The following is a 25,261-nucleotide window of genomic DNA, read 5'->3' on the forward strand; positions in this document are numbered from 1 at the left end:
GATGCGGAGACGTGCAAAAAGGTCGCGTTGCGCATCCATATAAGGTCGCTGACAACCGTTTCAGACGTATGTCGTCAACCTATCACGGTATGTGGTGGCCGGTTTTTTTGACGTGACCAAAGGGTGGCAGGACGCTGGCAAAGATATTTGTCCGATATCCTTTTTGATCCACGTCAAAGCTGTGCTGCGCCGCATCTGTGAGAACGCAAGACAAAGAGCAAATTCAGTGGAGTGAGTCCGTGAGCGATTCCGATCCCGCCCCAAGCCTTTATGCCGCCAGGGAGCCGATTTTCCCAAGGCGCGTATCGGGCATGTTCCGCAATCTCAAATGGTATCTGATGGCCGTGATGCTGGGCATCTACTACATCACGCCGTGGATCCGTTGGGACCGGGGGCCGTCGTTGCCCGATCAGGCGGTGCTGCTGGATCTTGCCAATCGCCGCTTCTATTTCTTCTGGATCGAAATCTGGCCGCATGAATTCTATTTCGTGGCCGGTCTTCTGATCATGGCGGGGCTGGGCCTCTTCCTGTTCACCTCGGCGCTGGGCCGGGTCTGGTGTGGCTATGCCTGCCCGCAAACTGTCTGGACCGACCTGTTCATTCTTGTGGAACGCTGGATCGAGGGTGACAGGAACGCCCGCCTGCGTCTGCACCGTCAGAAAAAGATGGATTTCCGCAAGGCGCGGCTGCGTGTCACCAAATGGGTGGCCTGGTTCCTGATCGGTCTGGCAACCGGCGGTGCCTGGATCTTCTATTTCTCCGATGCCCCGACACTGCTGCACGATCTGGTGACGCTGCAGGCGCACCCCATCGCCTATACCACCATGTTGGTGCTGACCCTGACCACCTTCTTCTTTGGTGGCTTTGCGCGCGAACAGATCTGCATCTACGCCTGCCCCTGGCCGCGTATTCAGGCGGCGATGATGGATGAGGACACGCTGACCGTCGGCTATCGTGAGTGGCGGGGTGAGCCGCGCGGCAAGCATCGCAAATCAGCCGAGTCGCAGGAAATGGGCGATTGCATCGACTGCATGGCCTGCGTCAACGTCTGTCCGATGGGTATCGACATCCGGGATGGCCAGCAACTGGAGTGCATCACCTGCGCCCTGTGCATCGACGCCTGTGACGATGTCATGGCCAAGATCGGCAAGCCGCGGGGCCTCATCGACTATATGGCGCTGTCGGACGAGGCAAACGAACGCGCTGGTCAGCCACCGCGCAGCGTCTGGAAACATATCCTGCGTCCACGCACGATCATGTATACCTCGCTCTGGGCTGTTGTTGGCTTTGCGCTGGTGTTTGCTTTGTTCATCCGCCCGGATATCGATCTGACCGTCGCACCGGTCCGCAACCCGACCTTCGTTACCCTGTCGGATGGCTCCGTCCGCAACACCTATGATGTGCGCCTGCGCAACAAGCATGGGGAGCCGCGCCAGTTCGAGCTGTCGATCAAGGGTGAGCCGGAAATGCGGATCCAGCTGGAAGGCACGCCCTATGCCTCGGTTCAGGTGCCTGCCGACACCGCCTTCCTGCAACGGGTTTATATTGTTACCCCTAAGGGAGCGCCTGCGTCCGGAGCCGAGTCGACCCCGGTCCGGATCTGGGTCGAAGACCTCAACAGCGGCGAGCGTGCCTACAAGGATACGACCTTCAACGGGAAAGGAAACTGAACCATGGCGGCAGACAAACCCCAGCGTGAGTTCACTGGTCGCCATGCGCTGATGGTGTTCGGCGGCGCTTTCACGGTCATCATCGGCGTCAATATTGCGCTGGCGGTCAATGCTGTGAAAACCTTTCCTGGTCTGGAGGTGAAGAACTCCTACACCGCCAGCCAGGAGTTCGATGCCCGTCGCACTGCCCAAGAGGCTCTGGGCTGGTCGGTCTATGCCTCGGCTCAGGACGGTCAGGTAAAGCTTGAGATCACCGATCGGGATGGCAACCCGGTCGAAGTGGCCAAGCTGACGGCCACTTTGGGCCGGGCAACCCACGTGAAGGACGACCAGAACCCTGATTTCCAGTTCAACGGCCAGGCTTATGTCGCGCCTGCCAAACTGGGCGCTGGGAACTGGAATATCCGGATGGTGGCGCGGGCCCAGAATGGCACTGAGTTCACTCAGCGGGTCATCCTGCACGTGGCAAAAGGGTAACGCAGATGACGGCTCCGATGCGTCCTCAGATGGCAGTGTGCCCGGGCTGCGTTGCGGCGCCGTCTGGAGCTGTGGAACAGGCTCCGACAGACGCACGGCTGGCCTTGTCCCTGCCGTCAATCCACTGTCAGGGCTGCATTTCCGCGGTCGAGCGCGGGCTGAACGCCCATCCGGGCGTAAAATCGGCGCGGGTTAACCTGACCCTGAAACGGGCTCTGATCGAAGCGCAGCCAGATGTACACGCCGCCGATCTGATCCCGGTGCTCGAAAATCTGGGGTATGAGGCGCATGAGCTGGATGTGACCGCCCTTGCGGCAACCCAGAACGATACCGCAGGCCGGGATCTGCTGATGCGGCTGGCGGTTGCGGGCTTTGCTTCGATGAACGTCATGTTGCTGTCGATCTCTGTCTGGTCCGGAGCTTCGGACGCGACGCGGGACATGTTCCACTGGATCTCGGCGGCGATCACCTTTCCGGCGATCATTTTCTCGGCGCAGCCTTTCTTCAAGAACGCCTGGAGCGCACTGAAGGTCGGGCGCCTCAATATGGATGTGCCCATTGTCCTCGCTCTGGTTCTGGCGCTGGTGACCTCGCTTTGGGAAACCTCGCTGTCGGGGGAACATGCCTATTTCGATGCAGCGCTGACGCTGACCTTTTTCCTGTTGGCAGGCCGTTATCTGGACTATCGCACCCGTGCCGTGGCGCGGTCGGCAGCGCAGGAGCTTGCGGCGCTTGAGGTGCCTCGCGCGATCCGGCTGCTGGACGGTCAGGAATATGAGGTCCCTGTCGCCGATCTGGCCATCGGCGATCTGATCTTGGTGCGTCCCGGCGGGCGTATGCCGGTGGACGGGGAAGTGACCGATGGGCATTCGGAACTGGACCGGTCCCTGCTGACAGGGGAAACGCTGCCAGTCTTTGCCGGTCCCGGCACCGGGGTTTCGGCGGGCGAGGTGAACCTGACCGGGCCACTGACCATTCGCGCAACGGCGGTGGGGGAGGATACCTCTCTGCATCGCATGGCCGATCTGGTGGCGATCGCCGAGTCGGGCCGCTCGCGTTATACATCGCTGGCCGACAAGGCCGCCAAACTCTATGCGCCCGGGGTGCACATCCTGTCGGCGCTCGCCTTTGTGGGCTGGTATCTTTACACCTTTGATGTGCGCACGGCGCTGAACATCGCTGCGGCGGTTCTGATCATCACCTGTCCCTGTGCGCTGGGCCTTGCGGTGCCTGCGGTGACCACCGCAGCCTCGGGACGGCTGTTCAAGAAGGGCATGCTGATCAAGCATTCCACTGCGTTGGAACGGCTTGCAGGCGTGGATACCGTTGTCTTTGACAAGACCGGGACCCTGACGGCTGGCACACCCCAGTTGGTCAATCTGGACGAGATGGCGCAATCCGATCTGGAAATCGCGCTGGCACTGGCCGCGCCCTCAGCGCATCCGCTGTCGGTGGCGCTGGCACGTGCCGCGCGGGAGGCCGGGATCACTCCGGCAGAGGTTTCTGGGCTGAAAGAGGTGCCGGGCTACGGCACTGAAGGCATCTACCAAGGCCGCCGCGTGCGGTTGGGCCGAGCGGCTTGGGTTGGCGCCGCGCAGGGCAGCCAGACGGCTGCCTGGCTTGATACCGGTGATGGCAATCCGCGCGGTTTCCTGTTCACTGATGCGCTGCGTCCCGGCGCGGCCGAAGCGGTGCGTGCGCTGCAGGCGGCGGGTAAGGACGTGTTGCTGATTTCGGGCGATACCACCGGCGCGGTGGAGGCGCTGGCGAAGCGGCTCGGCATCGAAAAATGGGTGGCCGAGGCGCTGCCAGAGGATAAGGCTGGGCGCATCCGCATGCTTGCAGGGCAGGGGCGCAAGGTGCTGATGGTCGGGGACGGTCTGAACGACACTGCGGCCCTCGCGGCAGCGCATGTGTCGATCTCGCCAGCCTCGGCGCTGGATGCGGCGCGGGTGGCCTCGGATATCGTGCTATTGGGGCAAGATCTGGAACCCATCGCCGATGCCTGCACCGTGGCGCAAAAGGCGATCCGCCGGATCCGCGAGAATTTCCGCCTTGCCACCCTTTACAACGTGATCGCGGTGCCTTTGGCTGTGGCAGGGCTGGCAACGCCGCTGATCGCGGCGCTGGCGATGTCCAGCTCTTCGATCACCGTATCGCTGAACGCGCTGCGTCTAAAATCCTGAGCTGAGAAAGTCCGCAAGATGAGCGTCCTGTCCTATCTGATCCCGATTTCTCTGATCCTGGGCGGCGCGGCGCTTGTTGCCTTTATCTACACCGTGCGGTCGAACCAGTATGACGATCCCGAAGGCGATGCTCGGCGCATCCTGAGCGATGAATGGGATGATCACCCGAAACCCTGACCCGTGGCGCTGTGCAAGATCACACAAAAGAAAAGGCCCCGTCGTCCGGGGCCTTTGTCGTTTCTGGTGGTCTGGTGCCTTGTCCCTTGCATGGGGCAAGGGGGTCAGGAGGCGGGTCCCAATGTATCGCAGGTCACGTTGCGGGCCTGTAGGCGCCGACAAGCCAGTTCTGCGCTTTCCTTGCTCATGCCAAGAAAGTTGGCTTCAAACCCCAATCTGGATTTGGACACCTTGCGCAGCGAGCCATTGAGCGTTTCCATTTCCGACAGGGCCGTGCGCAGCAGGACCTTTTCCGCTTCATACCGGTTGGTGTAGCGGCCCACGTTGATACCCCAATAGCGCCCCCCGGAGGTCGAAAGACGGGTGACAACAACCGGTTCCGGCTCGGCGGCGGTCTCTGCCTTTGCCAATCTGGCCGGGCGGGCGACGGGGCGCAGGCCCTTGAAGAAGGTCTTTACAGCCGTGCCAACGGTCGGTTTCTCGGCAGAGGCGGGAACCACTTTGGCTTCGGTGATTGCGGCTTCGACGCTGGCCTGCAGGATCTCGGGGTCGAGCTTGGGCGTCGATGCCACGGTATCCGCAGCGGTTTCTTCTGTGGTCTGGCTGGCTTCGGCGACCAGCACCGGGGCTGTATTTTCGGCAGGTTCGGTTGCGGGGCGCAGGCGCGGACGCAGGCTGGTTTGGACCCGGCCGCTGACGCGGATGGTCTTGCCTGCGGCGCCATCAGCCACCTGGATGTTCTGGTTGCCCACATAGGCGGGCATCGCCGGTTTGCGCAGTTTCGCGTGCGCCGGGGCACGGCGGAAGCCGAGGTCCAAAAGCTCTGCGACCTTGGCGTTGCGCGAGGTCGAGGATTTGCCGCCGAACACTGTAGCGATCACTCGCTCATTGCCGCGCTTGGCCGAAGCCACGAGGTTGAAACCGGCGGCGCGGGTATAGCCCGTCTTGATCCCGTCAGCGCCCTTGTAGGCCGCCAGAAGGCGGCGGTTTGTGTTGGGCACGACGCGCACGCCGGCGTCGGTGGAGGTGCGCGAAAACAGGTTATAATACTCGGGGTAGTCATAAAGCATGTGACGTCCCAGGGTGGTCATGTCCCGGGCGGTGGACATATGGCCGCTTTCGGTCAGACCGTGGGCGTTCTTGAAGGTCGTACGGGACATGCCAAGCGCCTTTGCGGTGCGGGTCATGCGGCGGGCAAAGGCGGCTTCGGATCCGGCCAGAGTTTCGCCGATGGCGGTCGCGGCGTCATTGGCTGATTTCACTGCGGCGGCACGGATCAGATATCGAAATGCGATGCGCTGCCCCGAGCGAAGTCCGAGCTTGGAGGGCGGCTCGGAGGCAGCGTTGCTGCTGATGCGAACCTTGGTATCCAGCGATATTTCACCGTTCCGGACTGCTTCAAACGCGATGTAGAGCGTCATCATCTTGGTGAGGGAAGCCGGGTGCAGGCGTGTGTCGGCGTTGCGCGAGTGCAGCACCTCGCCGGTCCGGGCATCCACGACCATTGCCGCATAGGGGGCGGCGGTTGCCTGGGTAGGCGGAAGGCCCACCAACGCAACTGTTAGAACAACACCCAAGGCCCAAGCCATCTGCTGGGCGAATGCCCGCAGGGCGTGGGTCAGCGGAATACACCTGACCTGCACGATATCTGCCATTTTCTGCCTCTCGCCGCCGGTTTTCCGGCTGACTGTTCTACTTCTTTAACAAAACGGTAGCATGTGATGGCGCTGGAATAAACCATTTCCGTGACCGGTTCTGCGGCTGCGGCAGGTACATATGCCGACATGTTGTAGCGGCTTTGAGTGCGTTGCCTAGATGTGCGTTTGGTTAAAAAAGTGTTGACCAAAAAGGTGGAAAATTGGGCGTCTGGCCCGCTTTGCAGCGCTGAAAAATCAGTCTAGGCGATGCGTTTCGGCAACAGATTTTTGGCGCGTCGAGCTGTGCGGCTTGCGGGTTGAGTTCTATCCGATTTCCCGGATCAGATCCTGAAGGCAGCCAAGGTCCGAAATCTCGTGATACCGGGGGTGCCCCTCGGGTGCCTCGGCGTGCTCAACCTCCCAGATCAGCCCGTGCGGCACATAGGTGCCCCAGCCTCCGGCCTTGATCATCGGTACCACGTCCGAGCGCATGGAGTTTCCCACCATCATTGCCTGTGCCGCGCCGGTCCCGTGCCGCTCGAAGATATCGTGGTAGATAGGGGCGGTTTTTTCCGAAACGATCTCGACCCCATCGAACAGATCGCCCAGCCCCGATTGTGCCAGCTTGCGCTCCTGATCCAGAAGGTCACCTTTTGTAATCAATACGATACGGTAGTCACCAGCCAGTTTCTCGATAGCCTCTTGGGCATGGGGCAGCAGGTCGATCGGATAGGACAGCATCATCTGTCCGGCGACGATCAGCTCTTTGATGACGCTGGCCGGGACCTGTGTTTCGGTGACATCTATGGCGGTTTCGATCATCGACAGGGTGAAGCCCTTCACGCCGTAGCCATAGCGTCCGAGGTTGCGCTTTTCCGCCTCCAGCAGCCGCGCGGCTAGCGCATCGGGACCCATGTCCTGCGGCGTATGATCCTGCAACAACTCGGCAAAACGCTCTTGCGTGACACGAAAAAAGCGCTCGTTGTGCCAGAGGGTGTCATCGGCATCAAAACCGATTGTCGTCAAATTGCGTGTCACTGAGGCCATACACTCTCTTTTCCTGCGCGGTCAAAACGCTATATATGCGATGAAACCAATCCAAGCACGACCGGAATAGAGACGCTATGCTGCTTCAGCCAGTGATGATGACGGACAACTCGGACGACGACAGCGATCTTGGTGTCCTGACCAAGACCCGGCCGAAAACCCAGCGACCGCCGCGCTACAAGGTTCTGCTGCTCAACGATGACTACACCCCGATGGAATTCGTGGTCATGGTGCTGGAACGGTTCTTTGGCATGACTCACGCGCAGGCGTTTGAAATCATGCTGACCGTGCACAAAAAAGGTCTGGCCGTGGTTGGTGTCTTCAGCCACGAGATCGCCGAGACAAAGGTCGCGCAGGTGATGGATTTTGCCCGTCGCCATCAGCATCCGCTGCAATGCACCATGGAAAAAGAAGACTGAAGAGGTCCCGCTATGTCCGTTCGCCTGTCGCTCGCTCTTGAGACGGGCGGCTTTGCGGTGCCTGCAGAGGGCCGTATCGCCGTTTTCCACCCGCGCGCGGAGCACGATCTGTCGTGCCTGCCAAAGGATCAGCTGGTGCTGATCCAGCCGATGCGCAGTGAATACGATGCCCTTGCCGCGCAAGGGTACGATTGTCGCCCCGAATTGCCGGATGACATGCGGTTTGCCGCTGCCGTGGTGTTCCTGTCCCGCGCCAAGGCGCAGTCGCGGATGGCGGTGGCGCAGGCTTCGGCTCTGACGGACGGGCCGGTGCTGGTAGATGGGGCCAAGACGGACGGGATCGATTCCATCCTGAAAGAACTGCGCAAACGCATGTCCCCGTCCGAACCGGTGTCCAAGGCGCATGGCAAGGTCTTCTGGTTCGATGGCGGCGGTGATGCGCTCACTGACTGGTTGCCACCCGCAGGCGGCGTTGACGTGGAGGGCTTCGTGACCGTGCCGGGGGTGTTTTCCGCTGACGGAATCGATCCGGCCTCGAGATTGCTGGTCGACGCCCTGCCTGCAAAACTTGGCCGTGCCGTTGCTGATCTCGGCGCAGGCTGGGGGTATCTATCCCGGCAAATGCTGAGCCACCCTGAAATCGAAGAGCTGCACCTGGTCGAAGCCAATCATGACGCGCTGTCCTGCGCGCGGCGCAACGTTGCCGATGACCGGGCGCAGTTCCACTGGGCCGATGTGCGCAATTGGAAGGCGCCGGGGCAGATGAACGCGGTGGTGATGAACCCGCCGTTTCACAGCGGCCGCAGCGCTGAGCCGGAGCTGGGTAAGGCCTTCATTTCCCGTGCTGCCGAGATGCTGACCGCCTCGGGGCATCTGTGGATGGTTGCCAACCGGCATCTGCCCTATGAGATCACCCTGTCAGAGCGGTTTGCCGCAGTCGAGGAAGCCGCAGGCGACAACCGGTTCAAGGTCTTGCACGCCAGCCGCCCCAAACGGCAGCGGCGGTAGGGCGGTAAGGTCACCCCGTATTGCAGGTTTTCAAACCGAATGGTCCGGTCTAGGCTCCGGCTCAGTTTTCACTACGCGACGCAACATTCTGGAGTGCCCGAATGTCCTTTTCGATTTCCGGCAAAACTGCCATCGTGACCGGCGCCTCAAGCGGGATTGGTCTGGCCATTGGCAAGCAGTTCGCGGATGCCGGTGCCAACGTCATGTTTGCCGATACCAACGAGGCGGCCCTGATCGCGGAACTGGGAGAGCAGGCCGACGAAAGCAACATCCGCTACTTCGCCGGGGATCTGCGCGAAAGGCTGACCATTGCCAATCTGTTGTCGGCGACCATCGATGCCTTCGAAGACGTGGATATCCTCGTCAACGGCGCCCGTCAGGTGGTCCCGAGTGACCCGCTGGACCCGAAGGATGAGTCGCTGGAACTGCTGCTGACCGAGAACCTGTTGCCGACCCTGCGTCTGTCACAACAGGCGGCGCGGCGGATGATCAAGCAGGGCGAGGGGCGCGAGCCGGGCGCTGCGCGCGGTGCCATCATCAACCTGTCGTCGATCGCGGCGCGGCGGACCCACCCCGATCTGATGGCCTATTCGGTGGCTTCGGCGGCGCTGGATCAGCTGACCCGGTCGCTCTCTGTCTCTTATGCGCCGCACGGGGTCCGGGTGAATTCCATTGCCTTTGGCTCGGTGATGAGCGCGTCGCTCAGGGGCACGCTCAAGGATAACCGGGCCTATCGTCAGGATATCGAAGATCACACACCGCTGGGCCGCATCGCCGCACCGACCGAGCTGACCGAAACGGCGCAGTTCCTTGCCTCGGACGCGGCCAGTTTCATGACGGGCCAGATCGTGACGGTCGATGGTGGTCGCACGCTGCTGGATTCCGTTGCCGCTCCTGTTCACTGATGAATGCCGGGACCTGCCTGCGCTCACGCAGCGCGGCGTCCCACAAGTACTGAAAGACGCTCTGAGATGACTGCTGAAATGAAAGACGAAAAAGCCCGCGCCGCCGCCTGGTTCCGCACCCTGCGCGATGAAATCGTCGCGGCCTTCGAAGCGCTTGAGGCGAGCCATGACACCGGCCCCTTCTCTGATCAGGCGCCGGGCCGGTTCGAGGTGAGCGAGACAAAGCGCACCGCGGATGATGGATCGGACGCGGGCGGCGGGCTGATGAGCGTGATGCGGGGCGGCCGGGTCTTTGAAAAGGTCGGCGTCAATATCTCGGAGGTCTACGGCACGCTGGGCGAGCGGGCGCAGAACGCCATGGCGGCGCGCAAGGGCATTCCGGGCATGAAGGACGATCCGCGGTTCTGGGCCTCGGGCATCTCGCTGGTTGCCCATATGCAGAACCCGCACGTGCCTGCGGTTCACATGAACACCCGCATGTTCTGGACACCGCATGCCTGGTGGTTTGGCGGGGGCTCGGACCTCAACCCTTGCATCGAGTATGCCGAGGATACCGCCCATTTTCATGCGCAGCAGAAACAGCATCTCGACCCGCATGGTACCGATCTCTATCCGCGTCTGAAGGAATGGGCGGATGAGTATTTCTACATCCCGCACCGCCACCGGGCGCGGGGGGTTGGTGGCATCTTCATGGATGATCGTTGCACCGGTGACTGGGAGGCGGATTTCGCTCTGACCCAGGACATTGGCCGCGCCTTCCTGCCAGCCTATCTGCCGCTGGTGGAAAAACGCCGGGTTCAGCCCTTTGATGACAAGGACAAGGAGGCGCAGCTGGTGCATCGTGGCCTCTATGCCGAGTATAATCTGGTCTATGACCGGGGGACCAAATTTGGTCTGGAAACCGGGCACGATGCTAATGCGGTTCTGATGAGCCTGCCACCGCTGGTCAAATGGGTCTGAGCGGCGCAGCAAACTGGCTCCGGGCATATCGGTTTCTGCGAAAAAATCCGAGGATGTAGTCCGCGCGGGCCAGAGGCGGGGCAAAAGACTGTGTTTGTTTGTGTGCGGAGGGATGATGCGGTTCTTTTTGATGTCGGCCCTTTGCCTTGTGACACTGGCTGCCTGCGGCACCCGGCCCGAGCCGGAGCGCCCGGCACCGACACAGCTTCCATCCGATGCGCAGCTGGCCCGGCTGGTGACATATCCCCGGTTCGATGACAGTGATCCCCATTCCTGGGAGGGGCGCACGCCCTACTCCTATGCCATTCACGGGATTGATGTGTCGCGCTGGCAGGGCGACATTGATTGGGACACGGCCAAGGCGGCAGGCGTTTCCTTTGCCTATCTCAAGGCGACCGAGGGTGGCGATCTGCTGGATCCGAAGTTCCGCGACAACTGGCGCGGCGCCGCACGGGCAGGGGTGCCGCGCGGGGCCTATCACTATTTCTACTTCTGTCGCCCGGCGCGGGAGCAGGCGCGGTGGTTCATCCGCAACGTGCCGCGCGATGCAAAGGCGCTGCCCCATGTTCTGGACATGGAGTGGAACCATCGCTCAAAGACCTGCACGAAACGGCCCGATGGCGCCCGCGTCCGTTCCGAGGCGCGTAAGTTTCTGGATATTCTGGAGGCTCACTATGGCCACCGCCCGGTCATCTACACCACGGTGGATTTCTTTGCCGAGACCGGTATCGGTCGCCTGCGGGGCACTGAGTTCTGGCTGCGCTCTGTCGCGGGACATCCGCGCCCGACCTATCCCAGCGCCTTCTGGCGGCTCTGGCAATACACCGGCACCGGACGGGTGCCGGGGATCAATGGCGATGTGGATCTGAACGTTTTCCACGACAGCCCCGAAAGCTGGCTGCGCTGGTCCGGCCAGCTGGAACAGTAGCAGGCAGGATCAGGCCCGGCGCCAGCCTGCCTCGGCCAAGGCCTGACCATACCCTTTCGCGATGCGCATCTGCTCCCCCAGCCCCTTTTTCAGCAACAGGGCGTGCATGCGTCTGAGCTGCCAGCAGGGCACATGCATCACCATGTGATGCTCCAGATGGTAGTTCACCCAATAGGGCGCCACCAGAAGCCGGGCGAGCGGGCCTGCGCGGGTGGTGCGCACGTTCTGCAGCGGGTTTTCGGATTGCTCGGTGGCGCCATGCTCGGCGATGTTGCGCACCCGCAGCACGAACTGGAACCAAGTGAGATAGGGCAGCAGCCAGAAGGCAAGCCCCCACCACCAGTCGCCAATCAGACTGATGAGCAGGGCAATGCCGAAAAATACCGGCAGTGCCCCCCAAAGGCGCGGCGCCTTGAAGCTTTGGGCGAAATCGGAGTTCGCTGCCTTGATCGCGTCGTCATCTCCGGCCAGCTGCAGGGACATGGCGATCTGGCCCAAAAGCTGTTTGATGCCGGTCTGCCCGGTCAGATCGCGGGTGAACTTGCGCCGCAGCGAGGCGCGGGAGGTGGGGAATTTCGACGACAGGACGAGATCGGGGTCCTTGTCCGTCTGGGTGAACCGGTGATGGGTCAGATGGTAATGCCGATAGGCGCCCAGATCCGCCAGAATGGGGCGACCGCAGAGCCAGTCCCCGGCAAGCTCATTCCAGCGGCGGGTCTTGAACAGCGCGTTATGGGCGGCCTCGTGCATCAGGATCGCCAGCCCCAGCTGGCGCGAGCCGATCACCATCACGGCGAGCACAAAGGTCAGAACATTGGGCCAGAGCGCGAAGAGCGCGATCGCCAGGGCAATCGTGCCCCAGCAGTGCAGTAGCAGCCACAGTCCCATAGGATCCGATCGTTCCGCCAAAGGGCGAATTTCGTCAGAGCTGAGATATGTTTTTCCCGGTGTCATGCGTGTAGTCCTCCCAAGCCTCAGGCTTCCAGCAGAAGCGCAAACAGGTCAAGAAAACCGTGGCGTCAGGTCCGGGGCAGGGCGGTCAGCCGCGCCAGTCGAAGAAACCTTCCCCGGCCTGTTCCAGCAGCTTTGCCGCCATTTCGCGGCCCAGCTCCGGTCCGTCCTCGATCGCGCAGGTCTGCGCGTCCTGAAGGGCTTCGGAGCCATCGGGGCGCAGCACTTCGCCGCGCAGGCGCAGGGTGGTGCCATCAAGCTCCGCAAGACCCGCGATGGGCGTTTCGCAAGACCCGTCCAGAGCCGCCAAAAAGGCGCGTTCGGCCGCAAGACGCTGTGCGGTCTCTGTATCATGGATGGCAGCAAGCATATCGCCCGAGCGGCTGTCATCTGCGCGCCGTTCGATGCCAATGGCGCCCTGCGCCACGGCGGGCAGCATGTCGTCCGTGTCGATACCAGTTGCGGGCACGTTCTCCATCGCCAGACGATTCAGCCCGGCCATCGCCAGGAAGGTGCATTCGGCCACGCCGTCGTCGAGTTTCTTCAGGCGGGTCTGCACGTTGCCGCGGAACTCCACCACTTTCAGATCGGGGCGGCGGTTCAGCAATTGCGCGCGGCGGCGCAGCGAGGAGGTGCCCACGACAGAGCCCGGCGCCAGTTCGGTGATCGAGGACAGGCTCGGGGAGATGAAAGCATCGCGCACGTCTTCGCGCGGCAGGTAGCAATCCAGCAGCAGACCCACAGGCTGCGCCACTGGCATGTCCTTCATCGAGTGCACCGCGATGTCGATGGCGCCGGTCAGCATCGCCTCTTCGATCTCTTTGGTGAACAGGCCCTTGTTGCCGATCTCCTTCAGCGGGCGGTCCGCTGCGATCAGCGCCTGATTGTCACCGGTGGTTTTGATGACGACGATCTCGAAGGCCTCCTGCGGCAGCTCGAACGCGGCGGCCAGACGGTCGCGCGTCTCATGGGCTTGAGCCAGGGCCAGCGGCGATCCACGGGTGCCGATCTTCAGGGGCGAAGCGGGGGAGGGCAGGTTCTGTGTCATGTCAGAACCTTTATTCGCGACATTATGCCGTGACAAGCATCGGCCTCACCACCCTTGACAATTTGCCGCTCAGCCTAGACCTCAGTATCTAAGAGAGAAGCGAGGGATCCCATGGCCGAACAGAAGAAACTGCTGCGCGCATTGGCAGGCGAAAAACAGCATGTGCCGCCGATCTGGATGATGCGCCAGGCGGGCCGCTATCTGCCGGAATACCGTGCGACGCGGGCTCAGGCCGGGGATTTCCTGTCGCTGTGCTACAATTCCGAACTGGCGGCCGAGGTCACCCTGCAACCGATCCGCCGCTATGGGTTTGATGCGGCGATCCTGTTTGCCGATATCCTGTTGGTGCCGCAGGCGCTGGGCGCGGATCTGTGGTTCGTCACCGGCGAAGGGCCGCGCCTGTCGACCATCACCACCGATGCGGATTTTGCCAAGCTTGGCCCGGTCAGCGACATCCACGAGACGCTGAACCCGATCTACGACACCTTGCGCATTTTGAAACAGGAATTGCCCAGCGAGACGGCTCTGATTGGGTTTGCCGGGGCGCCCTGGACCGTGGCGACCTATATGATCGCCGGACGCGGTACCCCGGATCAGGGGCCTGCCCATGCGTTGAAGGCGGAAAACCGTCAGCTGTTCGAAGCGCTTCTGGCCCGCATCACCGAGGCCACCATCGATTACCTGTCGAAACAGATCGAGGCGGGCGCCGAAGTGGTGAAGATCTTCGACAGCTGGGCCGGATCGCTGAAAGGTGAGGATTTCCAGAAGTACGCGCTGGAGCCCTGCCGCCAGATCACCGCAGCGCTGAAAAAGCGTCATCCCGGTATTCCCGTCATTGGATTCCCGCGTGAGGCGGGCGACAAGTATATCGGTTTTGCTAAGGCAACAGGTGTCGATTGCGTAGCGGTGGATAATTCGGTGACCCCGGAATGGGTCGCTGAACATGTGCAGATTGACGGCTGCGTGCAGGGTAACCTGGCTTCGCGTCACATGGTGACCGGTGGTCAGGATCTGATCGATGATACCCGCCGCATCGTCAACGCCCTGCGCGGCGGGCCGCATATCTTCAACCTTGGCCACGGGATCACCCCGGATGCCGACCCGGACAATGTCCAGCTGATGATCGATACGGTCCGCGAAGCCTGATCGTGCGTCGCGTTCAGCCAATCAATATGTGAGCGAGAGTAATGGATTACAGCAAACAAGGCGGCCAGAAACCGGGCCGCAACGAACCCCGCCACAGCGAGCACAACGCCAAGGGCACCGACAAGAACCCCTACAGCAAGCGCGAAACCAAAGCAGAGTTGCTGGCCCGCATGAAGAAGGCCGCAGCCGCCCAGAAGGACGGCTGAGCCGCGCCGTTCGGCCTTTTTATTCGGTCAGGGTGCGGGCAATCAGCTCTTTCATGATCTCGTTCGACCCGCCGTAGATCTTTTGCACGCGGGCATCGGCGTACATATTGGCGATTGGGTAGTCCAGCATGTAACCGTAGCCGCCGTGCAGCTGCAGGCATTCGTCCACCACATCGCATTGCATCTGGGTGACCCACCATTTCGCCATTGATGCGGTAGCGGCGTCCAGCTCTCCGCGCAGGTGCTTAGCGACGCAGTCATCCAGGAACACGCGGGCGATATGGGCGATGGTCTTGGCCTCGGCCAGCTTGAAACGGGTGTTCTGCATTTCGATCAGCGCCTGACCAAAGGCGCGCCGCTCTGAGGTATAGGCGATGGTATCCTCCAGCGCCTTCTCGATCACGGCGGCGGCGCCAAGGGCGATCACCAGCCGTTCCTGCGGCAACGCCTTCATCAGCTGGTAGAACCCTTTGCCCTCGACCCCGCCGAGCAGATTCTCGGGCGGCACGCGCACATCGTCAAAGAACAATTCGGAGGTGTCCTGACTCTTGAGGCCCAGTTTCTCGAGGTTGCGACCCCGTGCAAATCCTTCGGCGCCCTCGGTTTCCACCACCAGAAGCGAGATCCCCTTGGCGCCCTGCGTGGTATCGGTTTTGCAGACAACGATGATCAGATCCGCCTGCTGACCATTGGTGATGAAGGTTTTGGAGCCGTTCAGCACGTAATCGTTGCCGTCGCGCAGGGCGTTTGTCTTTATGTTCTGCAGGTCCGACCCGGTGCCGGGTTCGGTCATGGCGATGGCGCAGACCATTTCGCCGCTGGCCATCTTGGGCAGCCAGCGTTGTTTCTGATCCTCGGTGCCATAATCGAGTATATAGCCCGCGCAGATCTGGCTGTGCACTGAGTTGCCAAAGCCGGAAAACCCGGCGGCGCGGAACTGTTCGGTGGTGATCACCGCCTCGTGCCGGAAATCGCCGCCCATGCCGCCGTATTCCTCGGGGACGCTGGCGCAGAGGAGGCCGAATTCCCCGGCCTTGTTCCAGAACTCTCGGTCGATATGGCCCTGCTTCTGCCAGCGTTCCTCGTGTGGGGTCATTTCAGCGGTGAAGAAGCTGCGGCAGCTGTCTTGCAACATCGCCAGTTCGTCGGTCATCCAGGGGGAGCTATGCGCGGTCATCGGATCAGTCCTTGTCACGGCCCAGTTCGGCCAGAATTTCTTTTGCGTGTTGTCCGCGAACGGGGCTTTCGGGCGGGGTCCAGTCGCCCGCATCAGAGAACCGCGGGGCAGGGGCGGCCTGAAGCGCGCCATGCGCCTCCACCCAGGTTCTGCGCGCGTTCATCGGGTGGGTCAGCGCCTCGCCGGGGCTGAGAACAGGCGCGACGCAGGCATCGGTGCCCTCAAAAATACCTGCCCAGTGATCGCGGGGCTGGCTAGCAAAGATCCCGGCCAGACGCCCGGTCAGCGCGGGCCAGAGTGATTTGTCAAACTGACGCTGGAAATCGGCATCCTCCGCAAGATCCAGCAATGACAGGAACTGGGCGTAAAACTTCGGCTCAAGACATTGCACCGACATGAAGCCACCATCGGCGCAGGCGTAGGTGCGGCTCCAGTGCGGGCCATCAAGCAGGTTCTGCCCGCGCGTGTCGCCAAAGTTCCCCGCCTGACGGATGCTCATCAGGAGGTTCATCATATGGGCCGAGCCGTCATAGATCGCCGCATCGACCACGCAGCCTTCGCCGCTGGAGCGGGCGCGCAGGATTCCGGCCAGCATACCCGCCACCAGATACATGGCGCCGCCGCCGATGTCGCCCACCAGCGTGGCCGGTGTCAGCGGCGCATCGCCGGGATTTGACCCGTACCAAAGCGCGCCGGACAGGGAGATGTAGTTGAGGTCATGCCCCGCTGCATGGGACAGGGTACTGTCCTGGCCCCAGCCGGTCATGCGGCCAAAGACAAGGGCCGGGTTCACCGCATGGCAGGCCTCCGGCCCGATGCCGAGTTTTTCCATCACGCCGGGGCGGAAACCTTCGATCAGACCGTCGGCACTTTCCACCAGCGCCATGAAGGTCTTGATGTCTTCGGGATCCTTCAGATCCAGCTCGATCGATCGCTTGCCGCGATCCAGTACTGAACGCTCCGGCATGCCGGGGGTAACGCCGCCGCCTTTGCGGTGGATGCAGATCACATCCGCTCCCATATCGGCCAATGTCATCGCCGCGAATGGGCCGGGGCCAAGGCCTTCGACCTCGATGATGCGGGTGCCTTCCAGCATTTATGTCGTCTCCCAGTTTTGGTGGCCCGCCCCGGTGCAGGGCGGGCCAGTACGCTGTTTCTGAGTGTCGCGTGGATCAGGTGCCGGACAGGCCGCCGCCCACGACCAGGGTCTGGCCCGAGACGTAGTTGCTTTCGGGGATGCAGAAGAGGTAGACGCCGCCCGCCGCCTCTTCCGGTGTGCCCGCACGGCCCACGGGGATCATCATCTCCATGCCCTGCACCAGTTTCTTGGGGATGCCGATGCCGATCTTGTTGCCTTCGACCTCGACCGATTTCTTTTCGTCCGTGGCCTCGGTCAGGCGGGTGGAGATCATGCCAAAGGCCACCGCGTTGACGTTGACCTTGAAGCGGCCCCATTCCTTGGCCATCGTCTTGGTCAGGCCGATGACGCCGGATTTTGCAGCGGAATAGTTCGCCTGTCCCGGATTGCCGCCAGTTCCGGAGATCGACGAGATATTCACCACCTTGCGGAAAACCTCGCGTCCTTCGGCGGCCTCAGCCGCAGCCGCTTGGGTGATGAAGGGTGACGCCGCGCGCAGGATCTGGAAGGGCGCCTTCAGATGCACGTCGATCATGGCATCGAACTGTTCGTCGCTCATCTTGCCGATGAAGCTGTCCCAGGTGTAGCCGGCATTGTTGACGATGATGTCGATGCTGCCGAACTTGTCGATCCCGGCCTGGATAAAATCATCGGCAAAGCCTGCCGCCGTGACTGATCCGGGAATGGCCAGCGCCTTGCGGCCCATCGCTTCGATTTCGGCAACGACGGCGTTTGCGGGTTCCGCGTCCAGATCGTTCAGCACCACATTGGCGCCGTCCTCGGCCAGTTTCAGCGCGATGGAACGGCCGATACCGCGTCCGGCGCCAGTGACATAGGCGGTCTTGCCTGCAAGTTTGCTCATCTCTTCAGTGTCCTTTGTCGTTATGGCAGCTCAATCAGGGCGGTCCCGGCCAGTTTGACCTCACCGTTCTGATCGGCGGCCTCAATCTCAAGCGCCACCAGATTGCCGTCGCGTTTTTCCACCACCTTGCCGGTGCAGGTGATCACCGCGTGAACCTGGGTGATCGCCACGAACCGGGTGGTGAATTCGCGCAAGGCTGATTGCGGCACCCATCCCGTCAGCAGGCGGCCCAGATAGGCCATGTTCAGCATGCCATGGGCAAAAACATCCGGCATGCCTGCGCGTTTGGCGAAATCGATGTCGATGTGGATCGGGTTGTGATCGCCCGAGGCGCCGGCGAACAGCGCCAGCGTGGTGCGGGTGATCTCCTTGGTGGTGAGGGGCGGCAGCTGATCGCCCACATTGATCTCTGCATAGGTTGGCATGGTCATTGCGGATGCCTCACGATCACGGTGCGGGTCATGCTGCCTGCGTCTTCGCCGAGCTGGTTGGTGGCCGAGGTTTTCAGATGCACGAACTCCATGGCGCCGCCTTTCTTGGCGTAGATGTCAGTGACCTTGCTCACCAGGGTAATGGTATCCCCGGCGCACATCGGCGCGCCATAGGTAAAGGCCTGCTCACCATGAAGGACCTTTGCGATGTCGATCTTCAAGAGCGTGATGAAGTAGAACGGATCTTCGCGGTCCAGATCCAGCGAGAACAGGTAGGTGGGCGGTGCCAGCAGCCCACGATAGCCCGCCGCCTTCGCGGCCTCCTCATCCAGATAGACGCGGTCGCTCTGGCCGGTTGCGCGGGCAAAATCCCGCAACCGGCCTTTCTCCACCGTGACCGCATAGGGATCGGTCACGTGGCCGATGTAAGAGGTGTCGATCATCGCCGCCTCACTGCGCCTGATACATGGTGACGACGCAGGCGCCGCCAAGGCCGAGGTTGTGCTGCAGCGCCGTGCGGGCGCCTTCGACCTGCGTGCTGCCTGCGGTGCCGCGCAGCTGGCGGGTCAGCTCGTAACATTGCGCAAGGCCGGTCGCGCCAAGGGGATGTCCCTTGGACAAAAGCCCGCCGGAGGGGTTGGTCACATATTTGCCGCCATAGGTGTTGTCGCCATCGGCGATGAACTTGGATGCGCCGCCTTCGGGGCAGAGGCCAAGGCCTTCGTAAGTGATCATCTCGTTATGGGCGAAACAGTCGTGCAGTTCGACCACGTCGACGTCTTCAATGCCGATGCCGGTTTGCTCCTGCACCTGTTTCGAGGCGGCTGCCGTCATGTCGTAGCCGACGACCTTCATCATGTCGTGGGCGTCAAAGGTGCTGGCGTAATCGGTGGTCATCGCCTGGCCCGCGATGCGCACGTTGGTGTTCAGCCCGTGTTTCTTGGCATAGGCCTCGCTGACCACGACCGCCGCCGCCGCGCCGCAGGTGGGCGGGCAGGCCATGAGGCGGGTCATCACGCCTTCCCAGATGGTGGGGCTTTCCAGCACATCCTCGGGCGACAGCTCATTTCGGAACAGGGCCAGCGGGTTGTTCACCGCATGGCGGCTGGCCTTGGCGCGGATGCGCGCGAGGTCCAGCATGGAAGAGCCGTATTTCTCCATGTGCGACTTGCCCGCACCGCCGAAATAGCGCAGCGCCAGCGGGATCTCGGGCTGGCCGACCAGATCGTCGGTTTCCGCATCGAAGGCATCAAACGGGCTGGGCCGGTCATCCCAGTGCGAGGTCAGTGCGCCGGGTTTCATATGTTCAAAGCCAAGCGCCAGCGCCACATCGACAACACCCGATTCCACCGCCTGACGCGCCATGAACAGGGCGGTCGATCCGGTCGAGCAGTTGTTGTTGACGTTCATCACCGGAATTCCGGTCATGCCAACCTTGTAGAGCGCCGCCTGGCCACAGGTGCTGTCCCCATAGACATAGCCCGCGTAGGCCTGCTGCACGGCGTCATAGGGCAGGCCCGCGTCCTGCAGCGCATCGCGCACGGCGGCAGCGCCCATTTCGGTATAGGGTTCATTCTGGCCGGGTTTGGCGAATTTGGTCATACCCACCCCGGCAACCATCACATGTGCAGACATTGGCTCTCTCCCTTGCGCGAGTCGGAATTACACTTCCGGGTTACTTTCGGTTCGGGCTGGGCAAACTGTCAAGAAGAGTGTAACTGATGAGTGTAATTACCGGGCGTCAATAGGTCAGACCTCGCATGGGGTGGGCCGGGGGAAGAACGGCGATGGGAAATAAAACCTGGACGAAAACGGCAGACAGCCGCAGTGCGCAGCGCGAGATCAAACGCCGCGCAGTGCTGATGGCCGGTGCGCGCCTGTTCAACGATCAGGGATACGAGCAGACCTCGCTTGAGGATATCGCCGCCGCGCTCAACATTACCAAGCGCACGATCTACTATTATGTGCAAAGCAAGGAGGACATCCTGTTCGGTTGCCACCAGCTGAGCCTGGAATTCCTGGGCGAGGTGATGGAGATCAGCCGCGATGACAGCCTGCCAGTGGCTGAGCGGATTTCGCGGCTGATCCGCGGCTATTGCGAGTGGGTGTCCACCGATCTTGGCGCCAGCCTGGCCATGGTGCGGGCGCACAGCCTGTCGCCCGAGCGGCGCGAGGCCCTGCACGAGGGTAAAGCTCGGGTGGATTTTCAGCTGCGGATGCTGATTGAGAAGGGGATTCGCGAAGGCGTCATCCGTCATTGCGATCCGCGTCTTGTGGCGGCCGGGGTGTTTGGCGCGCTGAACTGGATCCCTTTCTGGAACCGCACTGACCGGCCGGTTCCCCACGAGGAAATCGCCGAACAGTATCTTGCAATGATCCTGAATGGTTTGCTGCCAGGCGCCGGGGGCAGCAAGCGCTGATCGGTGTCAGGCGCTGTCGCCCAATTGTTTGCGAAAGGCGCGCGGCGGCATGCCGGTGCCCTTGGTGAAGACGCGGCTGAAATGGGCGGGATCGCTGAACCCAAGATCATAGGCGATCTGCGCCGCGCTGAGCGACGTATAGAGCAGCATCCGCCGGGCTTCGCGCAGCATGCGCTCATTCACCAGATGCGATGCGGACTGGCCCGTGACCTGATGCACGATCCGGTTCAGATGGGTTGGGGAGACGGCGAGATCGCGGGCATACTCCGCCAGCGGGCGGCGGCTGCGGAAATGTTGTTCCACAAGGGTTTCAAATCGGGAAAAGATTGGGTTGCCAGCATTCTGACGGTCGCCGCCCTCAGCAGTGTGAATATGGCGGGCGACAAGGGCGGTCAGGGTTCCGGCGAGCGAACGCAGCAGCTGCGCGCGGGCAAAATTCTGGCCGTGGTATTCCTGATAAAGCGTTTCGGCCATGCTGCGCAGGTCGGGCGGCAGCGGCAAAACGCAGGCATGATCCAGCGGGCCGCGCACGCCTTCGCCGCTGCGGATGCAATGATCAACAAGGTCTGAGGGCAGGGTGACAACCCAGCCGCTGGTCTCTGGTTCGAACGTGTAACCGTGAACAACCCCGCGCGGTATATTGACGAAACAGGGGGCGGGCAGGGTATGGGCGTCGCCGTCCAGATCCACCACGCCGCCGCCACTGGTCATGAACAGAACCTGATGCAGCCGGGCGTGCCGGTGCGGTGACAGCTGCCAATTATGCTGCTCGGAGCGGGAGCGGATCGTCTCCACATGCAGCACGTCCGCCAGTTCATCGGTTTCCCCGAACAGGTTGTAGCTGCGGATCTGAAGAGCGCTGGTCATGTGCGAAATGTACAAGAACTTGCGCGCATGGTCCATTCGCAAAACCCGGACCCCGCGTCATATTGCCCGTCACCATGAAACGGAGACGCGCTTATGACCGTGCAGAAAACCCAAGTCGCAATCATCGGAGGCGGTCCTTCGGGCCTGCTGTTGTCGCAGCTGTTGCACCGCAAGGGGATCGATAGCATCGTACTGGAACGGCAATCCCGCGACTATGTGTTGGGCCGGATCCGGGCAGGTGTGCTGGAGCATGGTTTCGTCAATCTGATGCGTGAGGCGGGCTGCGGAGAGCGGATGGATGCCGAAGGCGAGGTGCACGAAGGTTTCTATATCGCCCACCAGGGGCGCAGCGATCGTATCGATCTGGAAAAATACGCAGATGGCGCCACGGTCATGGTCTATGGCCAGACCGAGGTGACGCGTGATCTATACGCCGCCCGCGATGCCATGGACGGGGTCGTCATTCACGAGGCCGCCAATGTGCAGCCTCATGATCTGAAGTCTGAAACCCCCTATATCACCTATGAAAAAGACGGGGCAGAGCACCGGATCGACTGTGATTTCATCGTCGGCGCCGACGGGTTCCACGGGGTCAGCCGGAAATCGATCCCCGGCGATGTGCTGAAGGAATACGAAAAGGTCTATCCCTTTGGCTGGCTGGGCATCCTGTCGGAAACCAAACCCGTCTCGCCCGAGCTGATCTATGCCCGTCACGAGCGCGGCTTTGCGCTTTGCTCGATGCGCAGCCAGGTGCTGAGCCGCTATTACATTCAGGTGCCGCTGACGGATAAACCCGAGGACTGGTCGGATGATGCCTTCTGGGCAGAGCTGAAGCGTCGCCTGCCTGAGGATGTGGCCGCTGGTCTGGAAACCGGCCCGTCGATCGAGAAATCCATCGCGCCGCTGCGCAGTTTCGTGGCCGAGCCGATGCGCTATGGCAATCTGTTCCTGGCCGGGGATGCGGCGCATATCGTGCCGCCCACCGGGGCCAAGGGGCTGAACTCGGCTGCGTCGGATATCTACTATCTATACCACGGCTTTATGGATCACTACCTCAACGGCGACAGCACCGGGTTGGATGGTTATTCGGAGAAGGCGCTGGCCCGCGTCTGGAAGGCAGAGCGGTTCAGCTGGTGGATGACCAACCTGCTGCATCTCTTCCCGGATGCGCAGGAGGTGGATCAGCGCCTGCAATGTACCGATCTTGATTACCTGTTCTCTTCGGATGCGGCGCAGGCTTCGCTCGCCGAAAATTATGTGGGTCTGCCCTACTGACGTCGCGTTCGCCCGGCTAGGTCTTAGCCGCCGGGCGTGCTTTCCTCCCTCAGGAAATGAGGGAGGAAGAAATGACGACAGTTGCCTATGAAAAAGACGGCCGGATCGCGCGCATCACGCTGAACCGGCCGGAGACTATGAACGCCATCGACGACCAGATGCCGCGGGATCTTGCGGCGGCCGTCACGCGGGCAGATGCGGATCCGGGCGTGCATGTGATGGTGCTCTCCGGCGCGGGAGAGGCGTTTTGCGCAGGCTACGATCTGACCTTTTATGCCGAAGGTAACGGATCGGGCGAGGCCACCCAAGCAATGCCATGGGACCCCATCAAGGACTATCGGTTCATGTGGGAAAACACCCAGCATTTTATGTCGATGTGGCGTGCGGTGAAGCCTGTGGTCTGCAAGGTGCACGGTTTTGCCGTGGCGGGCGGATCGGATATCGCGCTGTGCGCGGATATGACGATCATGGCCGAGGATGCGCAGATCGGATACATGCCCGCCCGCGTCTGGGGCTGCCCGACCACGGCAATGTGGGTCTATCGCCTTGGCGCTGAGCGAGCCAAGCGGATGCTGTTCACCGGTGACAAGATTTCGGGGCGCGAGGCAGCGGATATGGGGCTGGTCCTCAAGGCGGTGCCAGCAGAGCAGCTGGACGATGCGGTAGAGGAGATGGCGGCCCGCATGGCCACGGTTCCGATCAATCAGCTGGCCATGCAGAAAATGGTGATCAACCAGGCGATCGAGCAGACCGGTTTGATGCAGACCCAGCGGCTGGCGACGGTATTCGACGGCATCACCCGCCATTCGCCAGAAGGCATCGCCTTCAAGGAACGTTCTGAGGAAAAGGGTTGGAAGCAGGCGGTCCGGGAACGCGACGAAGGCACATACGACTGGACCCGGCAGGAGGAAATTCCGAAGGGCAACCGGTAACGGCCGGGCGCCATGCCCTCGGGGGGGCACGGCGCGGCGGCGCAATAGAGTGTGGTTTGGCGTCAGCCGGGCTGCATGGTCGGTGCGGGCGCCGTCCAGGCCGCGGTCAGTCGGCGGCGAGCGACCTGAGGCGCTTCGGCAAGATCCAGCATCGCCACCGCGAAATCCGCATAGGTGATCTGCGACTGGCCCTCTGCGTCGGTGACCAGCGTATCGGTCCCAAATTCATAGTGACCAGTCCGCGGTCCGGGCAACAGCATCGCGGGCGGGCGCAGGCAGGTCCAGGTGGCTGCTGTGTCCTGTTCCAGAAGCGCGTCCTGATTGGCGCAGGCCTGCGCGATCGGGCGCACTGCGTCCGGCAGGAAATCGGGGGCACTCAGGACCGTGTGGCCGCTGCCATCTGCCAGTTTTAGCAGTGCCGCCCCACCGGTGATTAGCGCCGGGATCCCCGTCGATGCTGCAGCATTCAGCGCGGCGCGGGTGAGGGGCACAAGATCGCCCTCGTGCCCGGCGGCGGGGCGCAGGGCGCTGATCACCAGATCATGTCCGGCTGCGGCATCCGCTGCCGCGTCTGGCTGGCCGAGAAGGTCGAGCGGTAGGGCGTCGACGCTGGAGGGCAGGCTGCCAAGGCGGCCGGTATCCCGCGCTACGGCTGTGACGTGGTGGCCGCGGCTCACGGCTTCGCGCAGGGTGGCGCTTCCGACATCGCCGGTGGCGCCGAAAAGAATGATTTTCATATGTGAACTCCTTTTGTCTCGCCGTCGAGATACTTTGTGGGAATCTCGACGTCAAGATAAGTGCCAACCAAAGCAGCCTGCTCCCTTTGCACAGCTTCTGTGCAGTGTCTCAGTCGCTGGGCTTGGCCGGGTCGCGGTAGCGCATCAGAACCGTCCGGTGGTTCAACTCCTGTCCGGTGTGTCGGTCGGTCACCACCGGTTCGATCTCCTCGCCGCCGTCCCGCAGGACAAATGAGAGAGGAGAGGGGGCCTCGCTGGGAAGATTGCTGCGTGCCCAGTCCTGCAAGGCGAGCATTACCGGGGCAAAGGCCTTGCCCGATTCGGTCAGCCGGTATTCGTGTCGCAGTGGGCGTTCCTGATAGGGGCGGCGCTCCAGCAGGCCCATCGCCTCAAGCCGTTTCAGCCGTTCGGCGAGCAGATGCCGGGTGATCCCGAGGCGTTTCTGGAAGTCGTCGAACCGGCGCACGCCCAGGAAACATTCCCGCAAAATCAAAAGGGTCCAGCGGTCGCCCACCACCCCCATCGCCCGCGCCACCGGGCAGGCGGCTTCTTTCATGTCATGCCATTTCATGGGGCAGTTCTAGCATGGATTGACAAAGTTCTCAAATGGAACTGATAATAAGTTCCAAATAAGAACTAACTATTGCGGCAACCACG

Annotated in this window: 27 protein-coding genes; 14 read left to right on the top strand and 13 right to left on the bottom strand. The window is 61.9% G+C overall.

Annotated elements, in window-relative coordinates; all coding sequences use genetic code 11:
* The first annotated feature begins 239 nt into the window (after window positions 1-239).
* From ccoG to ccoS, 4 genes are read left to right on the top strand one after another with little or no spacing between them, the layout of a single operon-like run.
* Window positions 240-1,670: a cytochrome c oxidase accessory protein CcoG gene (ccoG, locus tag AAFO90_RS04055; RefSeq protein ID WP_274832692.1), complete on the top strand. Its 1,431-nt coding sequence runs from the start codon at window positions 240-242 to the stop codon at window positions 1,668-1,670.
* A 3-nt stretch (window positions 1,671-1,673) separates the two neighbouring features.
* On the top strand, window positions 1,674-2,147 hold the full coding sequence (locus tag AAFO90_RS04060) for a FixH family protein (RefSeq protein WP_065271275.1): 474 nt from the start codon (window positions 1,674-1,676) through the stop codon (window positions 2,145-2,147).
* Window positions 2,148-2,152: 5 nt separating this feature from the next.
* Window positions 2,153-4,333, top strand: coding sequence for a heavy metal translocating P-type ATPase (locus AAFO90_RS04065; protein ID WP_347508583.1), 2,181 nt, complete (start codon window positions 2,153-2,155; stop codon window positions 4,331-4,333).
* Between the two features lie 18 nt (window positions 4,334-4,351).
* Complete coding sequence (ccoS, locus tag AAFO90_RS04070) at window positions 4,352-4,510, top strand: cbb3-type cytochrome oxidase assembly protein CcoS (protein ID WP_065271273.1); 159 nt, start codon at window positions 4,352-4,354, stop codon at window positions 4,508-4,510.
* Between the two features lie 104 nt (window positions 4,511-4,614).
* Here the strand turns inward: ccoS and AAFO90_RS04075 are convergent, their stop codons facing one another.
* Together AAFO90_RS04075 and AAFO90_RS04080 are read right to left on the bottom strand one after the other, a co-directional pair.
* Entirely contained in the window at window positions 4,615-6,165 is a 1,551-nt protein-coding gene (locus AAFO90_RS04075; RefSeq protein WP_347508584.1) for a serine hydrolase, read from the bottom strand.
* Between the two features lie 306 nt (window positions 6,166-6,471).
* A complete protein-coding gene (locus AAFO90_RS04080; RefSeq protein WP_347508585.1) occupies window positions 6,472-7,185 on the bottom strand; it encodes an HAD family hydrolase in 714 nt (237 codons plus the stop codon).
* 86 nt (window positions 7,186-7,271) lie between these two features.
* On the opposite strand from AAFO90_RS04080, the gene clpS reads away from it, so the two are divergent.
* The 5 genes from clpS (at window position 7,272) to AAFO90_RS04105 (ending at window position 11,414) form a co-directional block, all read left to right on the top strand.
* The gene (gene clpS, locus AAFO90_RS04085; protein ID WP_065271271.1) at window positions 7,272-7,613 is read left to right on the top strand and encodes an ATP-dependent Clp protease adapter ClpS; all 342 of its coding nucleotides are present in this window, start codon (window positions 7,272-7,274) and stop codon (window positions 7,611-7,613) included.
* 12 nt (window positions 7,614-7,625) lie between these two features.
* Complete coding sequence (locus AAFO90_RS04090) at window positions 7,626-8,621, top strand: class I SAM-dependent methyltransferase (protein ID WP_347508586.1); 996 nt, start codon at window positions 7,626-7,628, stop codon at window positions 8,619-8,621.
* 101 nt (window positions 8,622-8,722) lie between these two features.
* Window positions 8,723-9,526, top strand: a complete 804-nt coding sequence (locus AAFO90_RS04095; RefSeq protein ID WP_065271269.1) for an SDR family oxidoreductase — start codon at window positions 8,723-8,725, stop codon at window positions 9,524-9,526.
* A gap of 66 nt (window positions 9,527-9,592) precedes the next feature.
* Window positions 9,593-10,486 carry an oxygen-dependent coproporphyrinogen oxidase gene (hemF, locus tag AAFO90_RS04100; protein ID WP_347508587.1) on the top strand — a complete coding sequence of 298 codons (894 nt, stop codon included), beginning with the start codon at window positions 9,593-9,595 and terminating at the stop codon, window positions 10,484-10,486.
* 115 nt (window positions 10,487-10,601) lie between these two features.
* Entirely contained in the window at window positions 10,602-11,414 is an 813-nt protein-coding gene (locus AAFO90_RS04105; protein ID WP_347508588.1) for a GH25 family lysozyme, read from the top strand.
* Between the two features lie 9 nt (window positions 11,415-11,423).
* Here AAFO90_RS04105 and AAFO90_RS04110 read toward each other — a convergent pair whose 3' ends face one another.
* Window positions 11,424-12,368, bottom strand: coding sequence for a fatty acid desaturase family protein (locus AAFO90_RS04110; RefSeq protein WP_065271267.1), 945 nt, complete (start codon window positions 12,366-12,368; stop codon window positions 11,424-11,426).
* Between the two features lie 85 nt (window positions 12,369-12,453).
* Complete coding sequence (hemC, locus tag AAFO90_RS04115; protein WP_347508589.1) at window positions 12,454-13,413, bottom strand: hydroxymethylbilane synthase; 960 nt, start codon at window positions 13,411-13,413, stop codon at window positions 12,454-12,456.
* Window positions 13,414-13,524: 111 nt separating this feature from the next.
* On the opposite strand from hemC, the gene hemE reads away from it, so the two are divergent.
* Both hemE and AAFO90_RS04125 read left to right on the top strand, forming a co-directional pair.
* A complete protein-coding gene (gene hemE, locus AAFO90_RS04120) occupies window positions 13,525-14,559 on the top strand; it encodes a uroporphyrinogen decarboxylase (RefSeq protein WP_347508590.1) in 1,035 nt (344 codons plus the stop codon).
* Window positions 14,560-14,600: 41 nt separating this feature from the next.
* Window positions 14,601-14,765 carry a hypothetical protein gene (locus AAFO90_RS04125; protein WP_165832675.1) on the top strand — a complete coding sequence of 55 codons (165 nt, stop codon included), beginning with the start codon at window positions 14,601-14,603 and terminating at the stop codon, window positions 14,763-14,765.
* A 19-nt stretch (window positions 14,766-14,784) separates the two neighbouring features.
* Here the strand turns inward: AAFO90_RS04125 and AAFO90_RS04130 are convergent, their stop codons facing one another.
* The 6 genes from AAFO90_RS04130 to AAFO90_RS04155 form a co-directional block, all read right to left on the bottom strand.
* Entirely contained in the window at window positions 14,785-15,942 is a 1,158-nt protein-coding gene (locus tag AAFO90_RS04130; protein WP_347508591.1) for an acyl-CoA dehydrogenase family protein, read from the bottom strand.
* Window positions 15,943-15,946: 4 nt separating this feature from the next.
* Window positions 15,947-17,038 carry a CaiB/BaiF CoA-transferase family protein gene (locus AAFO90_RS04135; protein ID WP_347508592.1) on the bottom strand — a complete coding sequence of 364 codons (1,092 nt, stop codon included), beginning with the start codon at window positions 17,036-17,038 and terminating at the stop codon, window positions 15,947-15,949.
* Between the two features lie 76 nt (window positions 17,039-17,114).
* A complete protein-coding gene (locus tag AAFO90_RS04140) occupies window positions 17,115-17,942 on the bottom strand; it encodes an SDR family NAD(P)-dependent oxidoreductase (RefSeq protein ID WP_347508593.1) in 828 nt (275 codons plus the stop codon).
* A gap of 20 nt (window positions 17,943-17,962) precedes the next feature.
* Window positions 17,963-18,373: a MaoC family dehydratase gene (locus tag AAFO90_RS04145; protein ID WP_347508594.1), complete on the bottom strand. Its 411-nt coding sequence runs from the start codon at window positions 18,371-18,373 to the stop codon at window positions 17,963-17,965.
* A complete protein-coding gene (locus AAFO90_RS04150) occupies window positions 18,370-18,816 on the bottom strand; it encodes a MaoC family dehydratase N-terminal domain-containing protein (protein WP_065271260.1) in 447 nt (148 codons plus the stop codon). Before AAFO90_RS04150 ends, AAFO90_RS04145 begins: the two co-directional genes overlap by 4 nt.
* Before the next feature lie 7 nt (window positions 18,817-18,823).
* Complete coding sequence (locus AAFO90_RS04155; RefSeq protein ID WP_274837321.1) at window positions 18,824-20,008, bottom strand: lipid-transfer protein; 1,185 nt, start codon at window positions 20,006-20,008, stop codon at window positions 18,824-18,826.
* A 152-nt stretch (window positions 20,009-20,160) separates the two neighbouring features.
* Here AAFO90_RS04155 and AAFO90_RS04160 point away from each other — a divergent pair, with 152 nt between their 5' ends.
* Window positions 20,161-20,793: a TetR/AcrR family transcriptional regulator gene (locus AAFO90_RS04160; RefSeq protein ID WP_065271258.1), complete on the top strand. Its 633-nt coding sequence runs from the start codon at window positions 20,161-20,163 to the stop codon at window positions 20,791-20,793.
* A 6-nt stretch (window positions 20,794-20,799) separates the two neighbouring features.
* Here the strand turns inward: AAFO90_RS04160 and AAFO90_RS04165 are convergent, their stop codons facing one another.
* Entirely contained in the window at window positions 20,800-21,660 is an 861-nt protein-coding gene (locus tag AAFO90_RS04165) for a helix-turn-helix domain-containing protein (RefSeq protein WP_347508595.1), read from the bottom strand.
* Between the two features lie 93 nt (window positions 21,661-21,753).
* On the opposite strand from AAFO90_RS04165, the gene pobA reads away from it, so the two are divergent.
* Window positions 21,754-22,935: a 4-hydroxybenzoate 3-monooxygenase gene (gene pobA, locus AAFO90_RS04170; RefSeq protein WP_347508596.1), complete on the top strand. Its 1,182-nt coding sequence runs from the start codon at window positions 21,754-21,756 to the stop codon at window positions 22,933-22,935.
* Between the two features lie 56 nt (window positions 22,936-22,991).
* Window positions 22,992-23,867 carry a crotonase/enoyl-CoA hydratase family protein gene (locus AAFO90_RS04175; protein ID WP_347508597.1) on the top strand — a complete coding sequence of 292 codons (876 nt, stop codon included), beginning with the start codon at window positions 22,992-22,994 and terminating at the stop codon, window positions 23,865-23,867.
* A gap of 62 nt (window positions 23,868-23,929) precedes the next feature.
* Here AAFO90_RS04175 and AAFO90_RS04180 read toward each other — a convergent pair whose 3' ends face one another.
* Window positions 23,930-24,604 carry an NAD(P)H-binding protein gene (locus AAFO90_RS04180; protein WP_347508598.1) on the bottom strand — a complete coding sequence of 225 codons (675 nt, stop codon included), beginning with the start codon at window positions 24,602-24,604 and terminating at the stop codon, window positions 23,930-23,932.
* A gap of 109 nt (window positions 24,605-24,713) precedes the next feature.
* Entirely contained in the window at window positions 24,714-25,175 is a 462-nt protein-coding gene (locus AAFO90_RS04185) for a helix-turn-helix domain-containing protein (protein ID WP_347508599.1), read from the bottom strand.
* Between the last annotated feature and the right edge of the window lie 86 nt (window positions 25,176-25,261).

The organism is Phaeobacter sp. CAU 1743, from assembly GCF_039839315.1.
GTDB lineage: Bacteria > Pseudomonadota > Alphaproteobacteria > Rhodobacterales > Rhodobacteraceae > Phycobacter > Phycobacter gallaeciensis_A.

Bases quoted from the DNA above. Each gene is read 5' to 3' on its own strand.
- AAFO90_RS04060 (WP_065271275.1), top strand. From the start codon at position 1,674: ATGGCGGCAGACAAACCCCAGCGTGAGTTCACTGGTCGCCATGCGCTG.
- AAFO90_RS04065 (WP_347508583.1), top strand. From the start codon at position 2,153: ATGACGGCTCCGATGCGTCCTCAGATGGCAGTGTGCCCGGGCTGCGTT.
- ccoS (WP_065271273.1), top strand. From the start codon at position 4,352: ATGAGCGTCCTGTCCTATCTGATCCCGATTTCTCTGATCCTGGGCGGC.
- AAFO90_RS04075 (WP_347508584.1), bottom strand. From the start codon at position 6,165: ATGGCAGATATCGTGCAGGTCAGGTGTATTCCGCTGACCCACGCCCTG.
- clpS (WP_065271271.1), top strand. From the start codon at position 7,272: ATGCTGCTTCAGCCAGTGATGATGACGGACAACTCGGACGACGACAGC.
- AAFO90_RS04090 (WP_347508586.1), top strand. From the start codon at position 7,626: ATGTCCGTTCGCCTGTCGCTCGCTCTTGAGACGGGCGGCTTTGCGGTG.
- AAFO90_RS04095 (WP_065271269.1), top strand. From the start codon at position 8,723: ATGTCCTTTTCGATTTCCGGCAAAACTGCCATCGTGACCGGCGCCTCA.
- hemF (WP_347508587.1), top strand. From the start codon at position 9,593: ATGACTGCTGAAATGAAAGACGAAAAAGCCCGCGCCGCCGCCTGGTTC.
- AAFO90_RS04105 (WP_347508588.1), top strand. From the start codon at position 10,602: ATGCGGTTCTTTTTGATGTCGGCCCTTTGCCTTGTGACACTGGCTGCC.
- AAFO90_RS04110 (WP_065271267.1), bottom strand. From the start codon at position 12,368: ATGACACCGGGAAAAACATATCTCAGCTCTGACGAAATTCGCCCTTTG.
- hemC (WP_347508589.1), bottom strand. From the start codon at position 13,413: ATGACACAGAACCTGCCCTCCCCCGCTTCGCCCCTGAAGATCGGCACC.
- hemE (WP_347508590.1), top strand. From the start codon at position 13,525: ATGGCCGAACAGAAGAAACTGCTGCGCGCATTGGCAGGCGAAAAACAG.
- AAFO90_RS04125 (WP_165832675.1), top strand. From the start codon at position 14,601: ATGGATTACAGCAAACAAGGCGGCCAGAAACCGGGCCGCAACGAACCC.
- AAFO90_RS04130 (WP_347508591.1), bottom strand. From the start codon at position 15,942: ATGACCGCGCATAGCTCCCCCTGGATGACCGACGAACTGGCGATGTTG.
- AAFO90_RS04135 (WP_347508592.1), bottom strand. From the start codon at position 17,038: ATGCTGGAAGGCACCCGCATCATCGAGGTCGAAGGCCTTGGCCCCGGC.
- AAFO90_RS04140 (WP_347508593.1), bottom strand. From the start codon at position 17,942: ATGAGCAAACTTGCAGGCAAGACCGCCTATGTCACTGGCGCCGGACGC.
- AAFO90_RS04145 (WP_347508594.1), bottom strand. From the start codon at position 18,373: ATGACCATGCCAACCTATGCAGAGATCAATGTGGGCGATCAGCTGCCG.
- AAFO90_RS04150 (WP_065271260.1), bottom strand. From the start codon at position 18,816: ATGATCGACACCTCTTACATCGGCCACGTGACCGATCCCTATGCGGTC.
- AAFO90_RS04155 (WP_274837321.1), bottom strand. From the start codon at position 20,008: ATGTCTGCACATGTGATGGTTGCCGGGGTGGGTATGACCAAATTCGCC.
- AAFO90_RS04160 (WP_065271258.1), top strand. From the start codon at position 20,161: ATGGGAAATAAAACCTGGACGAAAACGGCAGACAGCCGCAGTGCGCAG.
- AAFO90_RS04165 (WP_347508595.1), bottom strand. From the start codon at position 21,660: ATGACCAGCGCTCTTCAGATCCGCAGCTACAACCTGTTCGGGGAAACC.
- pobA (WP_347508596.1), top strand. From the start codon at position 21,754: ATGACCGTGCAGAAAACCCAAGTCGCAATCATCGGAGGCGGTCCTTCG.
- AAFO90_RS04175 (WP_347508597.1), top strand. From the start codon at position 22,992: ATGAGGGAGGAAGAAATGACGACAGTTGCCTATGAAAAAGACGGCCGG.
- AAFO90_RS04180 (WP_347508598.1), bottom strand. From the start codon at position 24,604: ATGAAAATCATTCTTTTCGGCGCCACCGGCGATGTCGGAAGCGCCACC.
- AAFO90_RS04185 (WP_347508599.1), bottom strand. From the start codon at position 25,175: ATGAAATGGCATGACATGAAAGAAGCCGCCTGCCCGGTGGCGCGGGCG.